This is a genomic window from Pseudomonas sp. SDI (genome assembly GCF_003105155.1).
Lineage (GTDB): Bacteria > Pseudomonadota > Gammaproteobacteria > Pseudomonadales > Pseudomonadaceae > Aquipseudomonas.
This window is the reverse complement of sequence record NZ_QETK01000017.1, coordinates 20,295-42,188: the sequence shown is the minus strand read 5'-3', so window position 1 is coordinate 42,188 and position 21,894 is coordinate 20,295. Positions and strand designations below refer to the sequence as shown.

The 21,894-nt window shown below is 59.9% G+C and carries 16 protein-coding genes and 1 pseudogene; 7 read left to right on the top strand and 10 right to left on the bottom strand.

Annotated elements, in window-relative coordinates:
* Positions 1-109: 109 nt before the first annotated feature.
* Positions 110-1,219, top strand: a complete 1,110-nt coding sequence (gene aguA, locus DCO48_RS13095) for an agmatine deiminase (protein ID WP_116551032.1) — start codon at positions 110-112, stop codon at positions 1,217-1,219.
* Between the two features lie 514 nt (positions 1,220-1,733).
* Here aguA and DCO48_RS13085 read toward each other — a convergent pair.
* Positions 1,734-3,827 carry a TonB-dependent siderophore receptor gene (locus DCO48_RS13085; protein WP_116551030.1) on the bottom strand — a complete coding sequence of 698 codons (2,094 nt, stop codon included), beginning with the start codon at positions 3,825-3,827 and terminating at the stop codon, positions 1,734-1,736.
* Between the two features lie 236 nt (positions 3,828-4,063).
* Between DCO48_RS13085 and DCO48_RS13080 the strand changes: the two genes are divergently transcribed.
* The gene (locus DCO48_RS13080; protein WP_116551029.1) at positions 4,064-4,759 is read left to right on the top strand and encodes a DsbA family protein; all 696 of its coding nucleotides are present in this window, start codon (positions 4,064-4,066) and stop codon (positions 4,757-4,759) included.
* Positions 4,760-4,983: 224 nt separating this feature from the next.
* Positions 4,984-6,267: an OprD family porin gene (locus DCO48_RS13075; protein WP_116551095.1), complete on the top strand. Its 1,284-nt coding sequence runs from the start codon at positions 4,984-4,986 to the stop codon at positions 6,265-6,267.
* Positions 6,268-6,297: 30 nt separating this feature from the next.
* Here the strand turns inward: DCO48_RS13075 and DCO48_RS13070 are convergent, their stop codons facing one another.
* Both DCO48_RS13070 and DCO48_RS13065 read right to left on the bottom strand, forming a co-directional pair.
* Positions 6,298-7,962, bottom strand: a complete 1,665-nt coding sequence (locus DCO48_RS13070) for an FMN-binding glutamate synthase family protein (protein WP_116551028.1) — start codon at positions 7,960-7,962, stop codon at positions 6,298-6,300.
* A gap of 115 nt (positions 7,963-8,077) precedes the next feature.
* Entirely contained in the window at positions 8,078-8,971 is an 894-nt protein-coding gene (locus DCO48_RS13065) for a LysR family transcriptional regulator (protein WP_116551027.1), read from the bottom strand.
* 96 nt (positions 8,972-9,067) lie between these two features.
* On the opposite strand from DCO48_RS13065, the gene DCO48_RS13060 reads away from it, so the two are divergent.
* Positions 9,068-10,198: an MFS transporter gene (locus DCO48_RS13060; protein WP_116551026.1), complete on the top strand. Its 1,131-nt coding sequence runs from the start codon at positions 9,068-9,070 to the stop codon at positions 10,196-10,198.
* Positions 10,199-10,225: 27 nt separating this feature from the next.
* Here DCO48_RS13060 and DCO48_RS13055 read toward each other — a convergent pair whose 3' ends face one another.
* From DCO48_RS13055 to DCO48_RS23245, 3 genes and pseudogenes are all read right to left on the bottom strand, one after another.
* Positions 10,226-11,380: a lysozyme inhibitor LprI family protein gene (locus tag DCO48_RS13055; RefSeq protein WP_116551025.1), complete on the bottom strand. Its 1,155-nt coding sequence runs from the start codon at positions 11,378-11,380 to the stop codon at positions 10,226-10,228.
* Positions 11,381-11,533: 153 nt separating this feature from the next.
* Positions 11,534-12,247: a methyl-accepting chemotaxis protein gene (locus tag DCO48_RS23250; RefSeq protein ID WP_371919506.1), complete on the bottom strand. Its 714-nt coding sequence runs from the start codon at positions 12,245-12,247 to the stop codon at positions 11,534-11,536.
* 141 nt (positions 12,248-12,388) lie between these two features.
* A pseudogene (locus DCO48_RS23245) lies at positions 12,389-12,871 on the bottom strand (HAMP domain-containing protein); the annotation flags it as partial.
* A gap of 803 nt (positions 12,872-13,674) precedes the next feature.
* On the opposite strand from DCO48_RS23245, the gene DCO48_RS13045 reads away from it, so the two are divergent.
* The gene (locus DCO48_RS13045; protein WP_116551023.1) at positions 13,675-13,995 is read left to right on the top strand and encodes a DUF6124 family protein; all 321 of its coding nucleotides are present in this window, start codon (positions 13,675-13,677) and stop codon (positions 13,993-13,995) included.
* Between the two features lie 58 nt (positions 13,996-14,053).
* Here the strand turns inward: DCO48_RS13045 and DCO48_RS13040 are convergent, their stop codons facing one another.
* Positions 14,054-15,043, bottom strand: a complete 990-nt coding sequence (locus DCO48_RS13040; protein WP_116551022.1) for an Abi family protein — start codon at positions 15,041-15,043, stop codon at positions 14,054-14,056.
* Between the two features lie 602 nt (positions 15,044-15,645).
* Between DCO48_RS13040 and DCO48_RS13035 the strand changes: the two genes are divergently transcribed.
* A complete protein-coding gene (locus tag DCO48_RS13035) occupies positions 15,646-16,659 on the top strand; it encodes an FRG domain-containing protein (RefSeq protein WP_116551021.1) in 1,014 nt (337 codons plus the stop codon).
* 245 nt (positions 16,660-16,904) lie between these two features.
* On the top strand, positions 16,905-18,167 hold the full coding sequence (locus tag DCO48_RS13030) for a hypothetical protein (protein ID WP_116551020.1): 1,263 nt from the start codon (positions 16,905-16,907) through the stop codon (positions 18,165-18,167).
* 164 nt (positions 18,168-18,331) lie between these two features.
* Here DCO48_RS13030 and DCO48_RS13025 read toward each other — a convergent pair whose 3' ends face one another.
* The 3 genes from DCO48_RS13025 to DCO48_RS13010 form a co-directional block, all read right to left on the bottom strand.
* Positions 18,332-18,607, bottom strand: coding sequence for a hypothetical protein (locus DCO48_RS13025; protein ID WP_116551019.1), 276 nt, complete (start codon positions 18,605-18,607; stop codon positions 18,332-18,334).
* Complete coding sequence (locus DCO48_RS13020) at positions 18,604-19,572, bottom strand: integrase domain-containing protein (RefSeq protein ID WP_116551018.1); 969 nt, start codon at positions 19,570-19,572, stop codon at positions 18,604-18,606. Before DCO48_RS13020 ends, DCO48_RS13025 begins: the two co-directional genes overlap by 4 nt.
* Before the next feature lie 930 nt (positions 19,573-20,502).
* A complete protein-coding gene (locus tag DCO48_RS13010; RefSeq protein WP_116551017.1) occupies positions 20,503-21,822 on the bottom strand; it encodes an integrase arm-type DNA-binding domain-containing protein in 1,320 nt (439 codons plus the stop codon).
* Positions 21,823-21,894 lie beyond the last annotated feature (72 nt).

The following is a 21,894-nucleotide window of genomic DNA, read 5'->3' as shown; positions in this document are numbered from 1 at the left end:
CGTCCACACAGGCGTGCTTGTGCAGCACGTCGATCTGAATAAGCTTGAGTCCTGAATTCAACCCACCCGCCGCGCCTCGGGCCGCGACGGGCCACAGCAAGGTCCGCCTATGAAAACCCTGACCTCCACCCCGCGTGCCGATGGCTTCCACATGCCGGCCGAATGGGCCCCGCAAACCCAGGTCTGGATGATCTGGCCCGAGCGCCCGGACAACTGGCGCCTGGGTGGCAAGCCTGCGCAAGCGGCCCACGTGGCAGTGGCCAAGGTGATTGCCCAGTTTGAACCGGTGACCGTTGGCGTCTCCGCCGGCCAGTACGAAAACGCCGTGGCGCGCCTGGGCGATACGCCGAACATCCGCGTGGTGGAAATCAGCAACGACGACGCCTGGGTCCGCGACACCGGCCCGACCTTCGTCGTCAACGATGGCGGCGAAGTGCGTGGCGTGCACTGGGGCTTCAATGCCTGGGGCGGTTTCCAAGGCGGCCTGTACGCGCCGTGGAACCGTGACGAGCAGGTAGCGGCCAAGGTGCTGCAAACCGAGCGCTGCGACCGCTACCGCACCGAGGGCTTTGTGCTCGAAGGCGGCTCGATCCACGTCGACGGCGAAGGCACCCTGATCACCACCGAAGAGTGCCTGCTCAACCACAACCGCAACCCGCACCTGAACCGCGAGCAGATCGAAGCGATCCTGCGCGAGCAGCTGGCGGTGGAGACCATCGTCTGGCTGCCGGAAGGCCTGTACAACGACGAAACCGACGGCCATGTCGACAACTTCTGTTGTTACGTCAGCCCAGGTGAAGTGTTACTGGCCTGGACCGATGATTCGAAGGACCCCAACTATGCACGCTGCCGTGCGGCCTTGGCGGTGCTCGAAAGCCAGAAGGACGCTAAAGGTCGCTCTTTTGTAGTGCACAAGATGCCAATTCCGGGCCCGCTGTTCGCGACCGAAGAAGAGTGCGCTGGGGTCGATCCGGTCGATGGCAGCCAGGAGCGCAACCCGTCGGTTCGCCTGGCCGGTTCCTATGTGAACTTCCTGATCGTCAATGGCGGGATCATCGCCCCGAGCTTCGACGACCCGGCAGATGCCGAGGCTAGAGCGATTCTGGCCAAATTGTTCCCGGCCCATCAGGTGGTCATGGTGCCGGGCCGCGAGCTGTTGCTCGGCGGTGGCAACATCCACTGTCTGACCCAACAGCAACCGGCGCCAGTAACGCGCTGATTCTGCGAAAGAAAAAAGCCCGTCTCGCGACGGGTTTTTTTTTGCCTGTGGCGACGGTCGGCAGCTGTACTGGCACACGTCTTGTATCAATTTTTGGGTATCTGGAATTGCGGGCGGGGCTACTCAGTCCTGTCACAAAATTCGATTAACGTTGCCGCTCACGCTTCTGGGGAGTACGTGTGTAAATGAATGCAGCACGTGAGCCGGCTTCGCACCCATCAGTCGTGAATCACGAATCGCTCCAACTCCTGGTGCAATGGTTGAAACGCAGTGACGCGCACCGGGTCAGGAAGACCGAACCAAGAAGGATGTTGATTGATCGTTATCCCGCGGGCTTGATCACCGACGCAGAGATTGAAGCGCTGCTCGGGGTCTGGCACAGCTGATGGACTGACCGGTCGAGAAATGAAAAGGGCGTCGCTGTCTTGGCAGCGACGCCCTTTTTTTGCGCTTTTTTCTATCTCAGCCTGCGCAGGTGGTGGCCAGCTCCCACAGGGCGACAGTCAGGATGGGATCAGAACGAGTAGGTGCCCGTCACCACCAGGCTGCGCGGATCGCCAAACTGGATCTGCGAGGTGCTGGTGGCCGAGGCGTAGTAGGTCTTGTCGGCGATGTTGTTCAGCGCCGCGCGCAGGTCCCAGTCCTTGGTCCGGTAGCCGGCCAGTGCATCCCAGGTGCCATAGCCTGGCAGCACCACGGTGTTCTTGGTGTCGGCATAGCGCTGGCCGACCAGGGTCACGCCGGTTTCCGCATACCAGCCCATTTCCGGCTTCCAGGTGATGAACAGGCTGCCGTTGCGCTTGGCCACATCGTTGATGCGGTTGCCGGCGTTGCCTTCGCTGTCGTCGACGATGGTCGCGTCCTGCAAACCGATGCCGCCGCGCACATACCAGTCGCCGCCCAATTTGCCGGTGGCGGTCAGCTCGATACCGCGCGAACGCTGCAGGCCGGTCAGGATGTAGCGATTCAAGTCGAGCGGGTCACGGGTACGGCGGTTGTACAGCTCCAGCTCGTATACCGCCAGGGTGGTGCTCAGGCGCTCATCCAGCCAGTCGCTCTTGACCCCGATTTCCTTCTGCTTGGTCTGCTCCGGGCTGGTTTCGTTGGTGTTGCCCGCCGCGCCTGGGGTGATGCCGATCAGGCCACCGCCGACCGGCGAGAAGGTCTTGCTCCACGAGGCGTAGAAGGAGTGATCCTTGAGCGGGGTCCAGACCACGCCGAAGCGCGGGCTGGTGCTGTTGCTGTTCTGCTGCTCGCTGCGGCCGTTGAGCTTGCTGGTGGTCTCCACGTCGAACTGGTCGAAGCGCACGCCGGCCAGCAACTGCCACTGATCGTTCAGTTGGATCTGGTCCTGCAGGTACAAGCCACGGCTTTCGACGGTGGTGTGGTTGTCGCTGGAGATGGCCATCACCCCATTGTGCTGACGGCCCTGGTCCGGGTTGAAGACGTTCACCGCGGGTACGTTGCTGCCGTTGCGCAGCAACGAGTTACGGCGCTGCTCGCCGAATTCCAGGCCGGTGAGCAAGGTGTGCTCTACGCCAAAGGTGGCGAAGTTGCCTTCCAGCTCGACGGTGTTGAACAGGTTGCGGGTGTCCAGGTCCTGCTGCCAGCGCTGGCGTGACACCAGGCCGGTCGCCGGGTTGTAGCCGGCGATGTAGGTGTTGTCGAAGTCGCTGGCCAGGGTGAACAGGCCAAGGGTGTGGCGCACTTGCCAGCTGTCGTTGAGCTGGTAGTTCAGGCGTGAGCGCAGCGATTCGGCACGGTCATCGATGTAGTCGCGCTGGGTGTCGCCGTAGGTGGTGCTGCGGCTCACATCCACGGGGCGGCCGGTCAGCGGGTTGCCAGGGATACCGCGGTCCGGCGTGCGGTTGTAGCGGCTGTACTCGTATTGCACCAGCCAGTTCAGGTCGGGGGTCAGTTGCCAGCTCATGGACGGGGCGAACAGCTGGCGGTTGCCGTCGATGCCTTTGCGGAAGCTGTTACTGTCCTCGTTGCCCATGTTCAGCCGCAGGCTGATGTTTTCGCTCGGGTCGACGCTCAGGTCGGTGTACAGGCTGCGCAGGTCCTGGCTGCCACCCTGGGCGGTGACGGTGGAACGCCGGCCGAACTCCGGCGCCTTGCTCACCCGGTTGATGATCCCGCCCTGGCTGCCACGGCCATAGAGCACGGCGGCCGGGCCCTTGAGCACTTCGACGCGCTCGATGTTGTTGAGGTCGCGCACGTATTGGCTGTCGTCGCGAATGCCGTCCAGGTAGAAATCGTTGCTCGCCTCGAAACCGCGGATACGCACGCTGTCGAAGCGCGTGTCGGCCGCATTGCTGACGTTGGGAATGCCGCTCAGGGCTTTGCCGAGGCTGTTGGTGCCGTAATCGAGCAGGTTGCTGGTTTTCACCGAGTCGATGGCCTGCGGTACGTAGCGTGCCGGGGTCGAGGTACGGGTGGCCGTGGTGACCTCCTTTACCCGCGGGTCATCGCGTTCGCGATCTTGCTCGGCGTCGGCAGTGACCGACAGCTCGGGCAGGGTCGTGCTGGCCGCCACGGCCAGACTGGAAGTGAACAGCAGGGACAAGCCCAGGGTCAGGGGCGAAAGGCGGCAAGGGGCACGCATGATTGGCAGAGGTCCGGAGGTTTTATTGGAGGGGATTAAAAAAGAATATGAATGATAATGCTTGGCATTTACAGATGTTAATTGTTTGTTCAATCAACAAATAGGTATTTGTGACGAATTATTTCTTTGATTGATTTGAACGATCTGCGCAACAAACCTGCCTTCGTTGCAGCGTTTTTCGTGCAAGCGTTTGCCTCTACCCTGAGCGCAGTCCTTTTGTAGAAGCGGAGTCACCCATGCCAGCCCACACCACCCTTCATTACGTTTACGACCCGCTGTGCGGCTGGTGCTATGGCGCCGAGCCGCTGGTGACTGCCGCCGCGCGAGTGCTGCCGGTGCTGATGCACGGTGGCGGAATGATGGCCGGAACCAATCGCCAGGCGGTTTCGGCGCAACTGCGCGACTACGTGATGCCGCATGACCGACGCATCGCCGAGTTCACCGGGCAGCCGTTTGGCCAGGCGTATTTCGAAGGATTGCTGCGCGACAGCAATGCGATGTTCGACTCGCAGCCGCCGATTGCCGCAGTGCTGGCCGCCCAGCAGATCGCCGATGCCGGGCTGGCGATGCTGGCGCGCGTGCAGCATGCGCATTACGTCGAAGGCCGGCGGATTGCCGATGCCGACGTGCTGCAGGCGCTGGCGGCCGAGTTGGGCTTGCCTGAGGAGGCGTTTGCAGCGGCGTTGGCCAACGTCGACAGCAACGGCCATATCCGCACCAGCCGGGCCTTTCTCAACAGCGTCGGCGGCCAGGGCTTCCCGACCCTGGTGCTGGAACGCGACGGCCGTTTGCAACTGATCGACATCAGTCCGTTTCTGGGAAAACCAGAGGCATTTGTCGATTGGCTGGAGCAGCAATTCGACTACAACGCAGCCGATTCGGCTGCCAACGGCGGGTTTTGTGGGCTCAATAGCTGCGATCCAGAGCGCTAGTCATCAAATGTTCACGAATTTTTGACATGCCGATCCGCACACGGCTAGGATTCGGCCAACGCCTGTAGGCCCACCGGCCAAGAGTCCAGAATAAAAGGCCCGCTGCGATCACTCGCACGCGGGCTTTTCATTTTCAGACCCGTGAGCGTCAACCCACGCAGGGGGCGTGGTTCCTGGCGTCGGTCGCAGAGCGTCTTTGACTAAGAAATAAGGAAAATAAGATGTTGTTGAAAACTCGAATCAGTTTGATCGCGCTGGGGCTGTGCGCGGCGACTCAAGCCATGGCCAATGACCAGGCCAACGCCAAGGGCTTCCAGGAAGACAGCAGCATGAAAGTGCTGCTGCGTAACGCTTACATCGAGCGTGACAAGAAACACCACACCAAGGACCAGATGCAGTGGGGCCAAGGCGTCATCACCACCTTCAACTCCGGCTTCACCCAAGGCACCGTCGGTGTGGGTGTTGACGTGTTCGGTCTGTACGCCGTGCGTCTGGACGGTGGCTCGGGTCACGCCGGCGGCGCCGGTATCGACTTCTTCCGTCGTGGCGACAGCGGCAACCTGCAGCACGACATCGCGCGTGCTGGCGGTGCGGTCAAGTTCCGTGTCTCCAACACCGTGCTGAAGTACGGCGACCAGATGCCACAGCTGCCTGTGCTGCAATACGACGACAGCCGTCTGCTGCCAGAAAGCTTCACCGGCACCATGATCACCTCCAACGAAATCGAAGGTCTGGAGCTGAACGCCGGTCGTTTCACCGCCGAAGCGCGCAAGAGCGAAGAGTCGCGTGACAGCGGCCTGAAAGCGATCAACGTGTTCGGTGGTAGCTACAAGTTCAACTCGCAACTGAGCGCTTCGGTCTACACCTCCAACGTCGAAGACGTGCTGCGCAAGCACTACCTGGGCGTGAACTACGTTCAGCCGATCGCTGCCGACCAGTCGCTGACCCTGGACTTCAACGGCTACCGTTCGAGCCTGAAAGACAAGTACGTGCGTGATGCCGGCCTGACCGGCGACCAGAACACCATCTGGAGCCTGGCCGCTACCTACGCTTTCGGCCCGCACTCGATCACCCTGGCACACCAGCGCAGCACCGGCAGCACTGGCTACCAGTACGGCTACTACCAGAACGACCATGGCGTGGGTGACGGTGGTTCGACCATCTACCTGGCCAACTCCTACTGGTCCGACTTCAACGCTGAAGACGAGCGTTCCTGGCAGCTGGGCTACGGTCTGGACTTCGGCGCCTTCGGCGTACCGGGCCTGACCTACAAGATCGCCTACGTGCGTGGTGACAACATCAACACCCACGGCTTCGGCGAAGGTAAAGAGCGCGAGCTGTTCAACCAGATCAAGTACGTGGTTCAGGAAGGCCCAGCCAAGGACCTGTCGATCAAAGTGCGTAACTCGATCCTGCGTACCTCCAACAGCGTTCAGCGCAATGGCACCTACAACGACGACGGCAACGAAGTCCGCGTATTTGTCGAGTACCCGATCAACGTCTTCTAAGACCGCTCGGCGTCTCCCAGCAAACCCGGCCTAGGCCGGGTTTGTTGCTTTTCGGCGCGGCGCCAGGGCAATCGCCGGCGCCTCGCCCGTCTCCGGCTCGAAGCTGTCGCTGCGGGCCATCCGCCACATCCGCGCATAGAACGCGCTGTCGATCGAGCCGCTGAGCAATTCGCCGGGCTTGAGGAAGGTGTGCAACTGCGAAAACAGGCGGATCTCGCTGGCGCTGACCCGCCGCACCAGGTGCTTGGGCTTGAGCTCGGCCGGGTGCTCCAGGCCTGCCGCAGCGAGCATCTCGGCCAGCGCGTGCAAGGTGTTGCGGTGGAAGCTGAACACCCGCTCGGCCTTTTCCGGGACCACCAGCGCGCGCTGGCGCAGCGGGTCCTGGGTGGCCACCCCGGTCGGGCACGTATTGGTGTGGCAGCTTTGCGACTGGATGCAGCCAATAGCGAACATAAAGCCGCGCGCCGAGTTGACCCAGTCGGCACCGATGGCCAGCACGCTGGCGATATCGAAAGCGCTGACGATCTTGCCGGCAGCGCCGATGCGCACCTTGTCGCGCAGGTTCAACCCGACCAGGGTGTTGTGCACGAACATCAGCCCTTCGCGCATCGGCACGCCGATGTTGTCGCTGAACTCGCGGTGGGCGGCGCCGGTACCGCCTTCCTTGCCGTCGACGACGATGAAGTCGGGGACGATGCCGGTCGCCAGCATCGCCTTGGCAATGCCCATGAATTCCCACGGATGGCCGAGGCAGAATTTGAAGCCCACCGGTTTGCCGCCAGACAGCTCGCGCAACTGAGCGATGAAGCTGAGCAGCTCTAGCGGCGTGCCGAAGGCACTGTGCGCGGCTGGCGAGATGCAGTCCTCGCCGATGTTCACGCCACGGGTGGCGGCGATTTCCGCGCTCACCTTGTGCCCCGGCAGGATCCCGCCGTGGCCGGGCTTGGCGCCCTGGCTGAGCTTGAGCTCGATCATCTTCACCTGCGGATCACACGCCTGCTCGGCAAAGCGCTGCGGGTCGAAGCGGCCGCTGGCTGTGCGACAGCCGAAGTAGCCGCTGCCGATTTCCCAGATCAGGTCGCCGCCGTGTTCGCGGTGATAGGGGCTGATGCTGCCCTCGCCGGTATCGTGGGCAAAGCGCCCGAGCCGCGCGCCCTTGTTCAGCGCGCCGATGGCGTTGGCACTCAGCGCACCGAAGCTCATCGCCGAAATGTTGAAGATCGACGCCGAGTACGGCTGGCGACACTGCGGGCCGCCGATGGCGATGCGAAACGACGCCGGGTCGGGCGTTTGCACCGGCAGCATCGAGTGGCCGATGAATTCGAAGCCGGGGCGGTACACGTCGTGCAGCGTACCGAAGGCTTTCTCGGCGCTTTCGTTCTTCGCCCGGGCGTACACCAGCGAGCGCTGGGCGCGGGAGAACGGCAGCTTGTCGTCGTCGCCTTCGAGCAGGTACTGGCGGATTTCCGGGCGGATGGTTTCGATCAGGTAACGGATATTGCCCAGGATCGGGTAGTTGCGGCGCACCGCGTGGTGACGCTGACGCAGATCGTTGAGGCCGACCAGGCTCAGCAGCGCGGTGGTCACCGTGAACGGCCAGAGCCAGGCGTGAGTGCTGAGGAAAAACGCGCTGATGGCAGTAAACAGCAGGCAGCCGGCCAGGCAGGCGTAGCGGCTGGGAAGCGAGTGATTCATGGATCGTCCGCTGACAGGAGAGATCGTTCCTAGGATAGGCAAAGCCGCGCTGCGGAAAACCCGTGATTTCGGTAAAACAGTTTTATCCGCGCTGTGCTTGCGCCTCGCCCGTGGCTCAGGGTGCGGCCTGGGCGACGATCTGCAGGAAGGCCTCGGCGGCCGGCGAGCGACCTTGCTTGCGGCTGATCGCCAGCAGTTCGATACGCGCCTGCGGCTCGCTCAGCGGGCGATAGCAGACGCCACGTTTCTCCAGCGCCTGGGCACACGCGGGCAGCAGCGCGACGCCTTGGCCGGCGGCCACCAGGGCGATGATCGAGGTGGTCTGGCGGCCACTCGGGCCGCGTTGCAGGCTGAGGTTGTGAGCGCCGAACAGGCGCTCGATGGTGTCGTTCAGGCCGGTGCCCTGGTCGCTGGGGAACAACACCAGGGCGCGCGCCTGCAAGTGCGCCAGGCTGACCTCGGCGTGGGCACACAGTGGGTCGGCGGCGGGCAGGGCGACCACCAGCGCTTCCTGCTCCAGGGCCTGGGTTTGCAGTTCGGGGTACTCGACCGGCGCCGGCAAGCGGCTCAGGCCGATGTCCAGCGTGCCGTCGCGCAGTTGCGCCCATTGTGCCGTCGAGGCTTCCTCGACCAGGTTCAGGTGGATCTGCGGATAGGCCTGGGCAAAACGCTGCAAGGCCAGGCTGAAGCGGTCGCTCAGTGCCACCGAACTGGCGTAGCCGAGGCTCAGGTGCCCGGCAATGCCCGCTGCCAGTTTGCTGGCCATGCTCTGCGCCAGGCCCAGTTGTTCAAGGGCGTTGCGTGCGTAGGGCAGGAAGCTTTGCCCCTCGCCGGTGAGACTGACGTTGCGGCTGCTGCGCTCGAACAGGCGGAAGCCGAGCTGGGCCTCCAGCGCCGAGATCTGCCGGGTCAGCGCCGGCTGCGCCAGGTGCAGGCGCTGTGCGGCGCGGCCGAAGTGCAGGTCGTCGGCGACGGCGACGAAGTAGCGCAGCTTGCGTGCATCGAGCATGAATCACCTTGAGGTATCGATCGGTCGAAAATCGGTATTGGCCGCGGGCGAAGATGGCGGTTTATAACGGGCGGCATCCACTGTAGCGAGTTTCCCATGCAGGCACCGTCTTTGGCGGCGCGGGCCGCACTGTTTCTGTGCGGCTGTGCGGCCTTCCTTCCGTTGTACGCCACCCAGGGCATTCTTGCCGAACTGGCCCGGCAGTTTGCCGTGGACATTCGCCAGGTGAGCTGGAGCCTGACCATCACCACCCTGGCGGTGGCTGTCACGGCGCCGTTCGTGGGCTGGCTGGGGCGGCGCTGGCGGCCGCCGTCGGTGATCGTTGCGGCAGTGTTGTTGCTGGCGACGCCGGTGCTGCTGGTGGCGACGGTCGAAAATTTTTCCGAACTGCTGTTCTGGCGCGGCGTGCAGGGGCTGTTGATACCGGTGATCTTCGCCACCAGCGTGGGCCTGATCGGCGAGCGCTGGCAGGGCGGCAGCGTCACCGAGGTGACCAGTGTGTATGTCGCCGGGACCATTCTGGGCGGCTTTGCCGGGCGCTTCGTCACGGCGCTGATCAGCGATTACTGGGGCTGGCGTGAAGCGTTCATGGTGCTGGCGCTGCTGGTATTGCTGATCGGGGTGGCGATCCACCTGCTGCTGGCGCCGGGGCCGGCGCCGATGATGCGGCGGCGGGTTGCCGGGCGGCGGTTTGGCTGGCCGCTGTGGTCGGCCTGTGCGGTAGGCTTTTGCGTGTTGTTCTCGCAGGTGGCGTCGTTTACCTATGTGGGGCTGTACCTGAGTCAGGCGCCGTTCTTGCTCGGCACGGCGGCGCTGGGTTCGATCTATGCGGTGTTTCTGCTGGCGCTGGTGGTCACGCCGATCGCCGGGCGCCTGGCCAGGGCCCGGCCGCCGCGGCATCTGTTGCTGCTGGCGGCTGGGCTGGGGTTGCTGGGGAGCGGGCTGACGCTGCTGGCGCAGTTGTGGCTGATCGTGCTCGGTCTGGCCTTGAGCTCGACCGGCGTGTTTCTCGCGCAGGCGGCGGCCAATGCGTTTATTGCGCGCTCGGCGGGTGAGCACAAGGCGGGGGCGATCGGACGCTACCTGACCTGCTATTACCTGGGCGGGAGTGCCGGCGCACTGTTGCCGGCGCTGGTCTGGACACCGTGGGGCTGGCTGGGCTGTGTGTTGATGATCCTCGGCTTTCAGCTGGCGTTCATGTTGATCGGATGGTTGGGGTGGCGCTGAAGCAACGCGCTGGTGGCAAGCCCGGCATTAGTACGCCGGTGACAGGGCAATCTTCAGTTGATCGACGTCGATATACAGCACCGCCTCACGCCCGTTGACCTCCAGCGGGTGGGCGGACACCGCTTCATGCTCGGGGACGATCTTCGACAGCACCTTGTTCGCCAGGTCCACCCGCCAGACGCAGGCGAAGCCGCCGCTGTTGTCGAAGTACAGCACCGGGCGGGTTTCGCTCCAGGTCGGGTTGACCAGGCTCCAGCCCCCGGCGTCGTGCTCCATCACCTCTTCGATGCCCTGGCCGGCCGAGCGGTTGTAGTGCAGCTTGAGGCCGTTATTGTCGATGTTCAGGTTGCCGAGCACGCGCGCCTTGGCGTGGCGCAGGGTGTTCGACAGCGCCGAGTACAGCTGGGTGCTTGGCTGCGGCGGCTGGCGGCTGTCGAGGGTGTAGGCCATGGCCTGTTGCAGGTTGCCCTGGGTGCGCTGGCGGTAATAGAAGACCCCGTCCTGAACCCCGGCATAGCGTTCGCCCTGATCGTTGTAGGTGCTGGTGTTCCAGCCGGCGAAGCGCACGTCGCGGGCGATCTCGTACCAGTCGCCGCGGGCGTCTGAGTATTCCAGCAGGGTGCCTTTGAGCGGCGTGAGGTAGCTGCGTTCGACCACCATCGCTTCGCCATCGGTGCCGGTAATCAGAAACACCAGCGCGTGCAGCACGCCGTTGTGCAGGGTCAGGTCGACCAGTTGCGCGCTGGTGTTTTCCGGGTCGAAACCGGGAAGGGTTGCCAGGCTGAAGCGCGGCCAGGGCTCGTCCCGCACTTCGCGGTAGCGCTGGCCGTCGGGCAGTGGCCTGAGGGTGTTCGGATCGACCTCGGTGCGTGGCGGTTGCGGCGTCAACTGGCGGATCTGCAGGTCGTAGGCTGCTTCCAGGCAGGCGGCGGTCTGGCACACGTTGCGCACGTCCTTGAGCCAGCGGGTTTCCAGCTCGCGGAAAATCTTCTGCTTTTTCAGTGGCGCGTAGAGCGCGGTGAGCTGCTCGTCCTTGGCCGACAGCGAGGGGGTATCGCAGATTGCGTGTTCGAGCAGGGTGACGGCTTTGCCGCAGTCGAAGCCGGCCGCGCTGGCGCTGGGCAGGTACAAGGCAAAGATCGCGGGAAGCAGGGCACAGAGCAGGCGTGCGGCGGGTTTCATCGGACATCCATGTGAGCCGGAACAAGGGTGGCGGATGATACGCGAACAGCCGCTGCCGCTGCGCGGCAGATCGCGGGACAAGCCCGCTCCCACAGAACAGCAGATACCCCGCTGCACCCTGTGGGAGCGGGCTCGTCCCGCGATGCGGCCTCCTCAGATCTTGAACCGCTGCACCGAAGACTGCATCGACTCCGCCGCCTCATTCAGCCGCTCCGCCGTCATCCGCAGGTCCTGCATCGAATGGGTATTGGTCCGCGACTTCTCGGCAATCACTTCCACCCGCTGGGCCATCTCGTCGCTGGCCTTGGACTGCTCGCCGATGGTCTGCGAGATCTCCTCGACCATCGCCGCTGCATGATGCGCGCCCTCGCGGATCTCGTTGATCGACACCCCGGCCTGGCGTGCCAGCGTCACCCCTTCGTCGACCCGGCTGACACACGACTGCATGTTCGCCACCGCATCGCGCGCACTGTTCTGGATGCGCTCGATCATCGCGGAAATTTCCTGGGTCGACTGGGTGGTGCGCGTCGCCAGGTTGCGCACCTCGTCGGCGACCACGGCAAACCCGCGCCCGGCCTCGCCGGCCCGCGCCGCCTCGATGGCCGCGTTGAGCGCCAGCAGGTTGGTCTGCTCGGCGATGCCCTTGATCACCTGAATGATCGAATGAATATCCTCCGACGAGGCATCCAGCGCGGTGATATTGCCCGACGACTGGCTGACCACTTCGGCGATCCGGTTCATCCCCTCGACTACCCCGAGAATCACCTGGCCGCCGCTGCTGGCCAGCTGTTCCGACTCGGCCGAAATCACCCGTGCGCTGTGCGCGTGGGCGGAGATCTGGGTGATGTTGGCCATCATCTGCTCCATGCTTGCCGCCATGCTGGTGGCACTGTCGGCCTGCTGGTCGGCGCTGGCGACGATCTGCCGGGCGGTGTCGCCCAGGGTGCGCGAGGTGCTGTGCAGGTCGTCGCTCTCGCTGCGAATGGTGGCGATCATCTGCCGCAGGTTGCGCTGCATGTCCTCGATCACCTTCTGCAACTGGCCGATCTCGTCGTTGCCGGCTGGGCCGATCTCGCGCTGCAAGTCGCCATGGGCAATCGCCCGGGTGCTGTCGATGATCCGGTTCAACGGGCCGAGCACCGCCTTGAGCAGGTGCCAACTGAGGAAGCCGAGTATGACGCAGGCGGCTACCAGGCTCAGGGTCAGCCAGCGGCTGGCGCTTTGCAGGCTGGCGTCCTGATGTTGGCGCGACTGGGCGGCCTGGTCTTCGATCTGGGTGCTCAGGGCTTCGTTGCGCACTTCGAGGGCACTGAACGCGGCATCGAAGGTGCTGCGCAGCGCCGCGCTGTCCTGGGCCGACCCTAGCGCGCTGTCAATCACGCTTTGCGCGGTGCCGATGTAGGCTTCGACCTGCGGTTGCAAGGCCCTGATGGCGCTGCCGATCTCGGCGGGCAGGGCGGCGTCGGCGTTGGCCTGGATCACCTTGCGCATCCACTGTGCATGCTCGTCGAAGTCCTTGCGCACCTGCTCGGCGCCCTGACTGTCGGCGGGGCTGACCAGCAGGGCGGCGAGCACGTCGGCGCGGATCGCGTCGTGCATCATGTCCGCTTCCATGTGGTTGCGCATGGCCGAGATGCTGGTTTCGTTTTGGCTCAGGGCCGTCGCGGTGGTCGCGTAGCCTTGCAGGCCGATGCCGCCGAGCAGCAGCGCGGCAAACAGGCTGATCAGGCCCGAGGCAATGATCTTGGTGCGAATATTCACGTCCCTGTGTTCCTGTGTGCGCCGAGTTCAGACAAGTGTAGCCAAGGCGCTGGCGGTCGATGCACGCAAGGTTGACCCGGATTAAGGTTTATCCACAGGGCAGGTTTAGGCTGTGAAACGCCTCACATTGCCCAACTGCGGGCCATGGGGTACGCGGAGCCGATGCTGGGGGTTGAGGCGGGGGGTACGGCGTTACGGCGAAGCGTTGCTGAGCAAGGGATGAATGCAGTGGGGGGACGATCCCGAGGCCGCGTTACATGTCCCACCTTGCCTTGCCTGGACAGCCCGCGTAGGCTTTCCCGGTCGCTGCACATCAGCGATCGGGCTTGGTCGCCCGAACGAACAATAGACAGCTCTATAACGCGAGTACTGACGTTTTGTGCGTCCGTGCGCTCGTGCTTTGGCGGCTGTGCGCGGGAGGCCTTGTGCCTGCCGGGTTTACCTATTGTCCCGGTCGACCAACCTGCGTACAGCTGTCACCATTCTGTTTGGTCGCAGACGGTGATAGCTCCATTACCAATAGGAGTTTCACCATGACGAAGATCGTCCCCGATCCCCCGCAATCCCCCTTCGGCAAGACTGCCACCACCGCCTTCGGCCTCTGCGACGCCGGCCACGCCCCACTCTTCGCCGTGCGCTCCGGTATCAACGCCGAAGACGCCCTCGTCCATGTCTCGCTCCTGCTTCAGAGCATCTACGACACCGCGCAACAAGCCAGCGAGCATATTCACGACATGCCAAAAAAAGGTCTGCTCTGGGCGACCTTGCACTCAGCCGAGATGGCAAAAGGACTGGTTGACGCAGTATTGGACGGCATCGAAAACGTGCCGATGACGCGAGAGCAGACGCTCTAAAACGCGGGAAACAAAAGGTTCACCGCAAGGTGAGCCTTTTTGAAAGCAAGACGGTGGCCTACGCCAAGCACCATTGCTGTTGTGCTTTCCAATTGTTGGGAAACCCCATGACTCCCAAGTTGCCCGCCTCTTGCTGATCCATCAGCGCTTCAAGGCGAAACTTCCATCGACTATCCGGGCTAATCAAATCCGTGAGGTAGGCCAACATCGTCAACACGATGTAGAGGCGTTGTTTCGGCTGCGGCCGTTCATTGGCTACCTGTGGAATGACCCATTGCTTAGGCAGTGAGGGCCGAATGGCCAGTTCCCGGTTCCACAGTCGAGCGTGATGAGCACAACAGTTTCGAATGAACGTCAGGGTATGCAGCCAGGAGGCAAAAACGTCGAAGGGCAGTTTGAATCGATTGGCGATTGCCTTTTTGTCGGCACTTCTCCCGATGGCACTGAACAGAGTGGAGACTGATCCCAGACTCAACTCTTCAAGTACCGCCCAGGCCGGTGGCAGTTCGGGTTGAGCATAAGTCGAGCCGTAAAAGCGGAAGTAGTTATCGCGCATGCGATTTTCGATCCGCTGCTGTTGAATATCTTCAGCGTGCCGACTGTTTTTGATACGAGCAATTTCCCGCTCAAGCCGACCACGCTCCTTTTTCAATTGCTCGCGCAGTGGGCGGAGCAGGTCAGCATGTGCGTAGTTCGAGGTGAAGGCTGAAGCGTCGGCTATCCAGTCTGGCCCATAAGCTGGGCACATGTGATTGCTGATTGCAGCGCGTATGGCAACCTCGACGCGCTCGATGGCGTCCATCGTCAGACGTCTTAACGCGCCGTCGAACCGGTAGATGTCGGCCACGGCTTTTAGTGTGCTTTCAGGCTTGAAGGTGTGCTCAGGGCCAGTTTCCTGAAACGGGCGCATGTAGGGGCTCAGGCGAAACAGCGTGACCACTTCGAGAAAGCGCAGGGCCCGATCATCGTTCGCAACGCGAAGGCCCCGCTGCTTCAGCAGATCCAATTGCTGTTCTACGCTGAGGGCCGGCTTGTCGAAGGGCCTCATGTAGTTTTCTCCAGGCAAAAAAAAACCCGCACGATTTGAGCTTGCTGACTGTGTCAACCTAGGCTTGGCGGGTGTGTTGGGGTGCATTATAGGTAGCTGGCTGGGGGCGTCAACGTCGCAAAGGCGTGGATTTGTAACGTGCAGTGGCGTCAGGTTTGCTGCGAGGTGGGATGATTGGCCCGCAGTTCTGTGAGCATTTGTTTTGGCACCATACGAACGGTTGTTGGCTGTTAGGCCCCGATTTTGGCGGGACTGGAATTTGGTGGATTTTTTGATGTACCTCAAAGGGTATCTATAAAAAATCAGCTAGTTATGGATCTCTGTGGAATCGAATCGGGAATTTTGGGGCCCTATCGATTGCTGCTATGCGAGAGGACGTCTGCTGCAGAAGACAGGGGTGGCACAAAATGTCTCGAAGCAGCCTTTTACAGACGACCGCTATCGACCCATTGCTGCCCTTAGGGGAGGACAGCCATCGGCCAGAAGCAGCCACTCACACAGGTGGCGAGCAAACCGCGCACATTGTACTTTTCTCTTCTCCGGCTGAGGGTTGGCATTGACAACACTGCCATCTCCATAACTATTTCAAACAAGGATGTAAAGTGAGTAATCTTGTTTACGAGAAACACCTAAGCACAGCAGAAGACTTCATGGATTTCTTACTTCCATGGTCTGAGCAACACAAAGGCATTGACTTGAAAGATTATATTTTTCGGGGGCAGCGTAATGCCGAGCATGGGTTGATCCCGTTTGCGCTTAGAGAAAGCGAGCGGGAAGGGATGCGCAAGAAAATGAATATCTTTTTGGAGACTCATCCCGAGCACACGAACTCGCCTTGCATATTGGCTTTAGTCGAATATCAACTTATCAGAGATTTTTACAGACAATCTGATATGCACGGATTGCCGGTGCCTCCTTCAAAAACCTTGCGCAACCTTCATTATAAGAAGACCGAGTTTTCTACTATGGCAAACTGGATCGAAGATGCAGTTTGGCTTCCTGATGACATGTTGGAAGCTGCTGCGCTGGCGCAGCATTATGGTATACCAACCCGTCTGCTCGACTGGAGTTATAATCCCCTTGTAGCCGCTTTTTTTGCGACTCTTCCTAAACTAGAGGGCCCGCAGTCTGGATTCAAACGTGATGGGAGGTTCTGTATCTGGGGGCTCAATACAGAAGCGGTTGGAACGTTGCATCAGGTTTATGATGCTGCGAAATTACATCCGATGTCCATGCCCTTCCCCGAGTTTCCGTTGAAGCTTGTAACACCACCATACGACGGAAATCCAAATTTAGCTGCTCAACAGGGGCTGTTTACTCATTGGACGAGCCAGCCAGGCAGTATCAAATCGTTGGCCAGCGATTTGCTAAATAGTGCGAATCGAGCCGAGTACGGTTTGGAGAAACAGATTGAAGATTTTTTTAGAGCCCTAATGTCTACCGGCACTGCTAATATGCTCCTCAAAGTAACCTTGTCAAATACCGAGTCTGAAAAGGTGGCTCGCTATCTTAGAGATCAAGGCTATGGCCCATCGAGACTCTTTCCGGGTTATGACGGGGTAACACAGGAAATAAATGAGCGAATACATTTCACCCGCAAAAGAAAGGATGAGTAAATCAAGCGGCAGACCCATACTTCTAATACCTCGCCACAGGACTCTCGCGAGCGGTCTATGGGTATTGTAGAAATCCGTAATCAGCAGACTGGCTTGATCGCACCCCACCGTCCGCAATGGGTCGAAAGCTGCCGACCGAGTGTGACCGCTATCGACCCGTAGCTGCCGTTCATCAACATAGACTGGATTCGATCGAGTAGGCCAGAAAGCTTAACAACGAAAACCAGCTAAACAAGGAAAGTAGAGTGATTGAAGAAGAACGGTCTTATAAATTGCCTGAAAAAACCTTACCGGCAATAAGTTTTGATGACCACGCGAAAGACTTATTGGAATTCAAGGAGTTTGTAGATAGTCTCGGAATCAAGACTCACAACACTCGCATCGCGCGATACGCGCAATACTTCGTTCAGTTGGCAGAAGGGAATGCCATTGACGAAAAGAAGATTTTCAAAAACGTCAACGATGCGCGTTTCAAAAGCTCTCTTGATTGGCAGTTGTATTTGTTGAGAGAAGCTCATGAGCTAATGTGGATATTACGAGGGTTGAAAAATCATGTGCCGAAGGGCATTGAGGAAAAAATAGAAAAGATAGTTAGCGGCACTGATTTTGCAGCGCTGGACAAAAATACCGAGTCAAGAGATACACAATTCGAGCTACGGATTGCAAGCTACTTTTGCCAATCTGGATGTACAGTGGATATCAGCACAGATACTGACATCGTAGCTGTCACGGATAAGCACGCTTTTTTTGTAGAGTGCAAAAGGATAGCGGGCGCGCGCAACCTTAAAGACAACCTTGTAAAAGCTAGAGATCAAATAATCTTACGCATGCCCAAGAAGTATGAAGAAAAACATGCCTTCGGAGTAATAGCGGTAGACGTGACAAAGTTAGGGTTTTCACACAACGGCCTGACTATGGGGCTGACACCTGACCATTCGAGAGATATTATCCAGAGCAAATTAAAGGAGATTAAAAAAAGAACATCTGCGTTGTCAATATTTACCGGTCGACCTGATATTATCGAGTGTCTACTTCAAATTCACATACCATCAATTGTCGCTTATCCACCGACAACCACCACCCGCTTCTCCTCATGCTCGATACACAACAGCAAACTTGATAGAAAAAGCAGGTCAGCAATTACAGAGTTTTACGGCATCTCTCAGGCAGGTAGATTAATTGATGATCGAGAAATACCTTCAGAGCATTTAACGCTCAGAAAAATTTTGAATGTCCCTGCTGGAACCAATTTTTCCTTGGAACAGGATTTAATTACTACCATTCTCTCGAATTCCGATGAAAAAAACTATGTGCCAGAATCAATTGTTGCCTCAATGAAGATGAATGATGTTGTTCATGAGTTCTCTGCTATGGAGTTGCGGATGGTAATGGCAAAGTTTACGTCAAATCAGCTTCGTCATCTCGTATCGAACGAATCTTCTGAAAGACTTGAACTAGTCCTAAAAATGTTCATGCAGCGCTACCCCTATGAAAATAGTCCGTTCTAGTCCAATGAGCGCTATTTGTGATGGTGTTGCCGCCCGAGCAAGCTTGACCACCTGCCGAAGCACAATTGACCCTCCGTTGCTCCACGAACCCAGACCATGACGGCATCTAGCCGACTGCAGCTTTGGGTTGGTTGCGGTCGGTCTATCGCTAAAGTCAGACCTTCTTAGCACTTGAAGACCCATGCTCTTTCTAAACGACTAGCCAGCAGCCGCATGGTCAGCAGGTAGTAATATCGAGTTGCCTTGCACCGCCTCGCTAGTCGGTGGTCGAGAAACCAAGCAACATGTTTTTTCTTCCAACCCCAAGGTGTTTCTAGCTGCCAGCGTTCAGATATCTCTGCTTGGATGAGCTTAGCTTGCCGTAAATGGCGCTGCCGCGTTGCGTACGATCCCGTCAGCACCGCAGCCAAGAACAGTTCCATATCGAATGGCTTACTCATATGCGTCCTCCAATATAGGCCGCGACCACATCGATCCGACCGTGCCCCAACTCATAGCTGATTTGCCTTCGGGCCTCACGATCTAGGTTCCTATCTGCCTGGCAACATTGGCCGCCGTTGATAGGCGCGGGGTGTTGGATGATTTGCTCATAGCGTTCACATGCGTACGCCGCTCGTAGCTCATGGAAGCCTTTGAGCTTGTGTGCATGCAGGACGTCCCGCGCTGGGCGGATGATTTCCTGCAGAACATTCAGATAGCTTTCGTCTGGCGCAATCAGGTTGCGGCTACTCGTAGGCGACACCTGCGGTGCAAACCCAAGTGCGTCTTGAACATGGTGGTTCACCGCAATCCATCGTGGCGCTGAGGCGCCAGCTCGGCCGCCTTTGGTGCCATCCTGGATGTTGATCCTGCCTAAGTCGTTAGCCTCACGGCTCAGCCGTGGCAAGTCGGCTTGGATGGCCTCACGCAAGCGCATGCCGGTGGCTCGCGCCAACAGAACGATCGCGGCGGCCCGTCTCTGGTCAAGACTGCAAAGCGCATCGATGATCTGCTTAAGCTGTTCGTGGGGCACCGAGTGGCGAACCCCGGTGCGCTGCATACCCAGCGCCCTACTCGGACTTGGCAATTTCACATACTGATCACCGCGAAGCGCCGCCATGGTCCTGTTAACGCGGGATAGCCGGTTTTGTGCGGTGCTGACGGCGAGGTCACCGCGTCTAACCAAGTCACGCAGATACGCCGCATAGTCGGCCAACACACTTCGATCAATCTGCCGCGCATCATTGATACCGGGCCCTTGTTCGGAGCGGCACCACTTCACGAATTCCAACCATCGATCACTGTGCGCCTTGACCGTGCCGTAGTGGCCACCTCCGTACATGTCTTTCAGCGCCTGAGGTCCTGCGTAACTCAATTGCCTGCCGTAGCCGAAATTGCGACCATCGTGTCTACCCACCAATGCCATGTCGGTCACCTCATCTTCCGATCTCCGATCCTAGCCCCCACGTCATCCCGCCAAGAATGCTGAGTGTTATCAGGGATCAAGGCCCCTGCGACCTGTGGGAAATGTCCACTACGCGGGTCTGGCGGCTCCTTACGACCAAGAGCAAGGGCATCTCATGATCTAACCTCCTGAGCACCGTTACCGGTGGGCGGGTGAAGGCTGCATTGGCTGACGAGACCAGTGCCGCGAGATCCTGAGTCGGGTGAACGCAGCAATGCGATGACCGGGGCATGCCTGACTGTCAGTCAGGTGCAGTCCATTCCTTGGTCTGCGGCACCATCATCTGCATGGCTGTTGCTGGTGACATCGGCGTTTGTCACGCCAATTGTCACGAGGGGAATTGCCGCTGAGCCATGTGCGATCAGGGCTGCAGCAGTGTCAGGAGCGCCCGTCTCTTTCCAGTGAAAGAGACGGGCGCAGGTTGGCGCACGCGAAATGGCCAAGCGGATAGGTTGCTGCTGAGCAGATGGGTAGGGTGGTTGCCGCAGGGGCAACGATATTGAGTTGGCATCCATCACATGGGTAGTGACCGTACGAGCTGCCGGACGCGAATCGTACTTGCGGGTGAACCACCGCGGGAGCGGCGTGACCTTAAAGGTTCGGGTCACCTGGGTGCTGTCATCGACAGCTCTTGCGACTCCCGGTCTACGCTTGTGGACAATATTCGTCAAGCAGCGCGATATCAGGGATTTAGCGCCTGTGGATAAAACTATCCCCCGGTGGACATCAGTGGTTTTCCACAGACGTACGCTGTGCCAGCAGTTTTTTTCTTAGGTATGGTCCTTTCAAACGGGGCGGCTTTGCAGCCCCGTTTGAAAGGACCCGCGCGGAGGAGCTTCATGCGGTGCTGTGGGTAACTTCACAGCGAGTTTGATGCGGTGGTGCGGCGAGTTACTCGGTCCTCTTGGCACTGCGAAGGCGCGTGACGTTCTCGCCCGTCTGCTTGGCAAACTCATGCGGCGTCACATGGTCCTCGCGGTTCGCCTCCAAAAACCGGCTCCACCAGGTCATGATCATCCGGCGCTCTTCGAGGAACTCGGCCTTGTGGGTATAAGCGGCCCGCACGTTGTTGCGTTCCTTGTGGCTCATCTGCCGTTCGATGGCCGTCTCTGACCACAGCCCGGACTCGACCAGCGCACTGCACGCCATGGCTCGGAATCCGTGGCCGCAGATATCCACCTTGGTGTCGTAGCCCATCGTCCTGAGCGCGGCATTCACCGTGTTCTCAGACATCGGTTTCCACGGTTTGGCATCTCCCGCGAACACCAGGTCGAACTTGCCGGTGATCGCGTGGATCTGCTCAAGCAAGGTCACTGCCTGCTGCGATAAGGGTACAACGTGAATGTCCCCGGCCATCTTCGTACCCCTTGTGGAAAACGGCACGCCGTCCAGCGCCGGGCGGGTGTCGGGGATCTCCCAGATGCCGCGCTTGAGGTCGAACTCGTTCCAACGGGCGAAGCGCAGTTCGCTGGAACGTACGAATACATGCAACGACAGCATCACCGTGAGGCGCGTGAGCGTGCGACCTCTGTAGTCCTCGATACATGCCAATAGCTCTGGGAGTCGCGATAGGGGGAGTGCGGGTCGGTGAGTTACCCGTGGTGTCTTGATCGAGCCATCGAGGTCGTGAGCCGGATTCGCCGTGATCAACCGCAGACGTTTGGCCTCGCGCATGATGCTTTGCAGGTAGTTCTTGATCCTGAGCGCCACGTCGATGGTGCCGCGCTTCGTCACGGCTTCCAGTGGCTGCATGAGGTCGTGGGTGTCCAGCTCAACAATTGCTCTGGCACCGATCAAAGGGAACACGTGAGTCTTCAGCCGGCTGAGTACAGTCTTGGCGTGGCCGGGCGCCCACTTCGGCACCATGCTCGCATACCAGTCGAGCGCAACGCTTTCGAAAGTGCGGCCGTTGATCACGGCTTGGGTCTTGGTCTGCTGCTTGTACTGGATGGGATCTATGCCGTTGGCGAGCTGCTGCTTGATCTCGAAGCGCTTGCGGCGTGCGTCGCCCAGCCCGACCACCGGGTAGCTGCCGAGGGCGGTCAGGCCTTCGCGGCCATCGGGTTTCACGTACCTGAGCCGCCAGCCTTTGCGGCCGTTGGGTTGCACAAGGAGGTAAAGACCGTCGCCGTCGAAGAGCTTGTACTCGCGCTCTCTGGGCTTTGCCGTGCGACAGGCGGTGTCGGTAAGCGGGGCAGTGGTGCGGGCCATAAGGGTAGTCTCCGATATCGAAACGGACCTCTATCCTTAAAACTACCCTTATTAGCGCTGGCTACCCTCGGA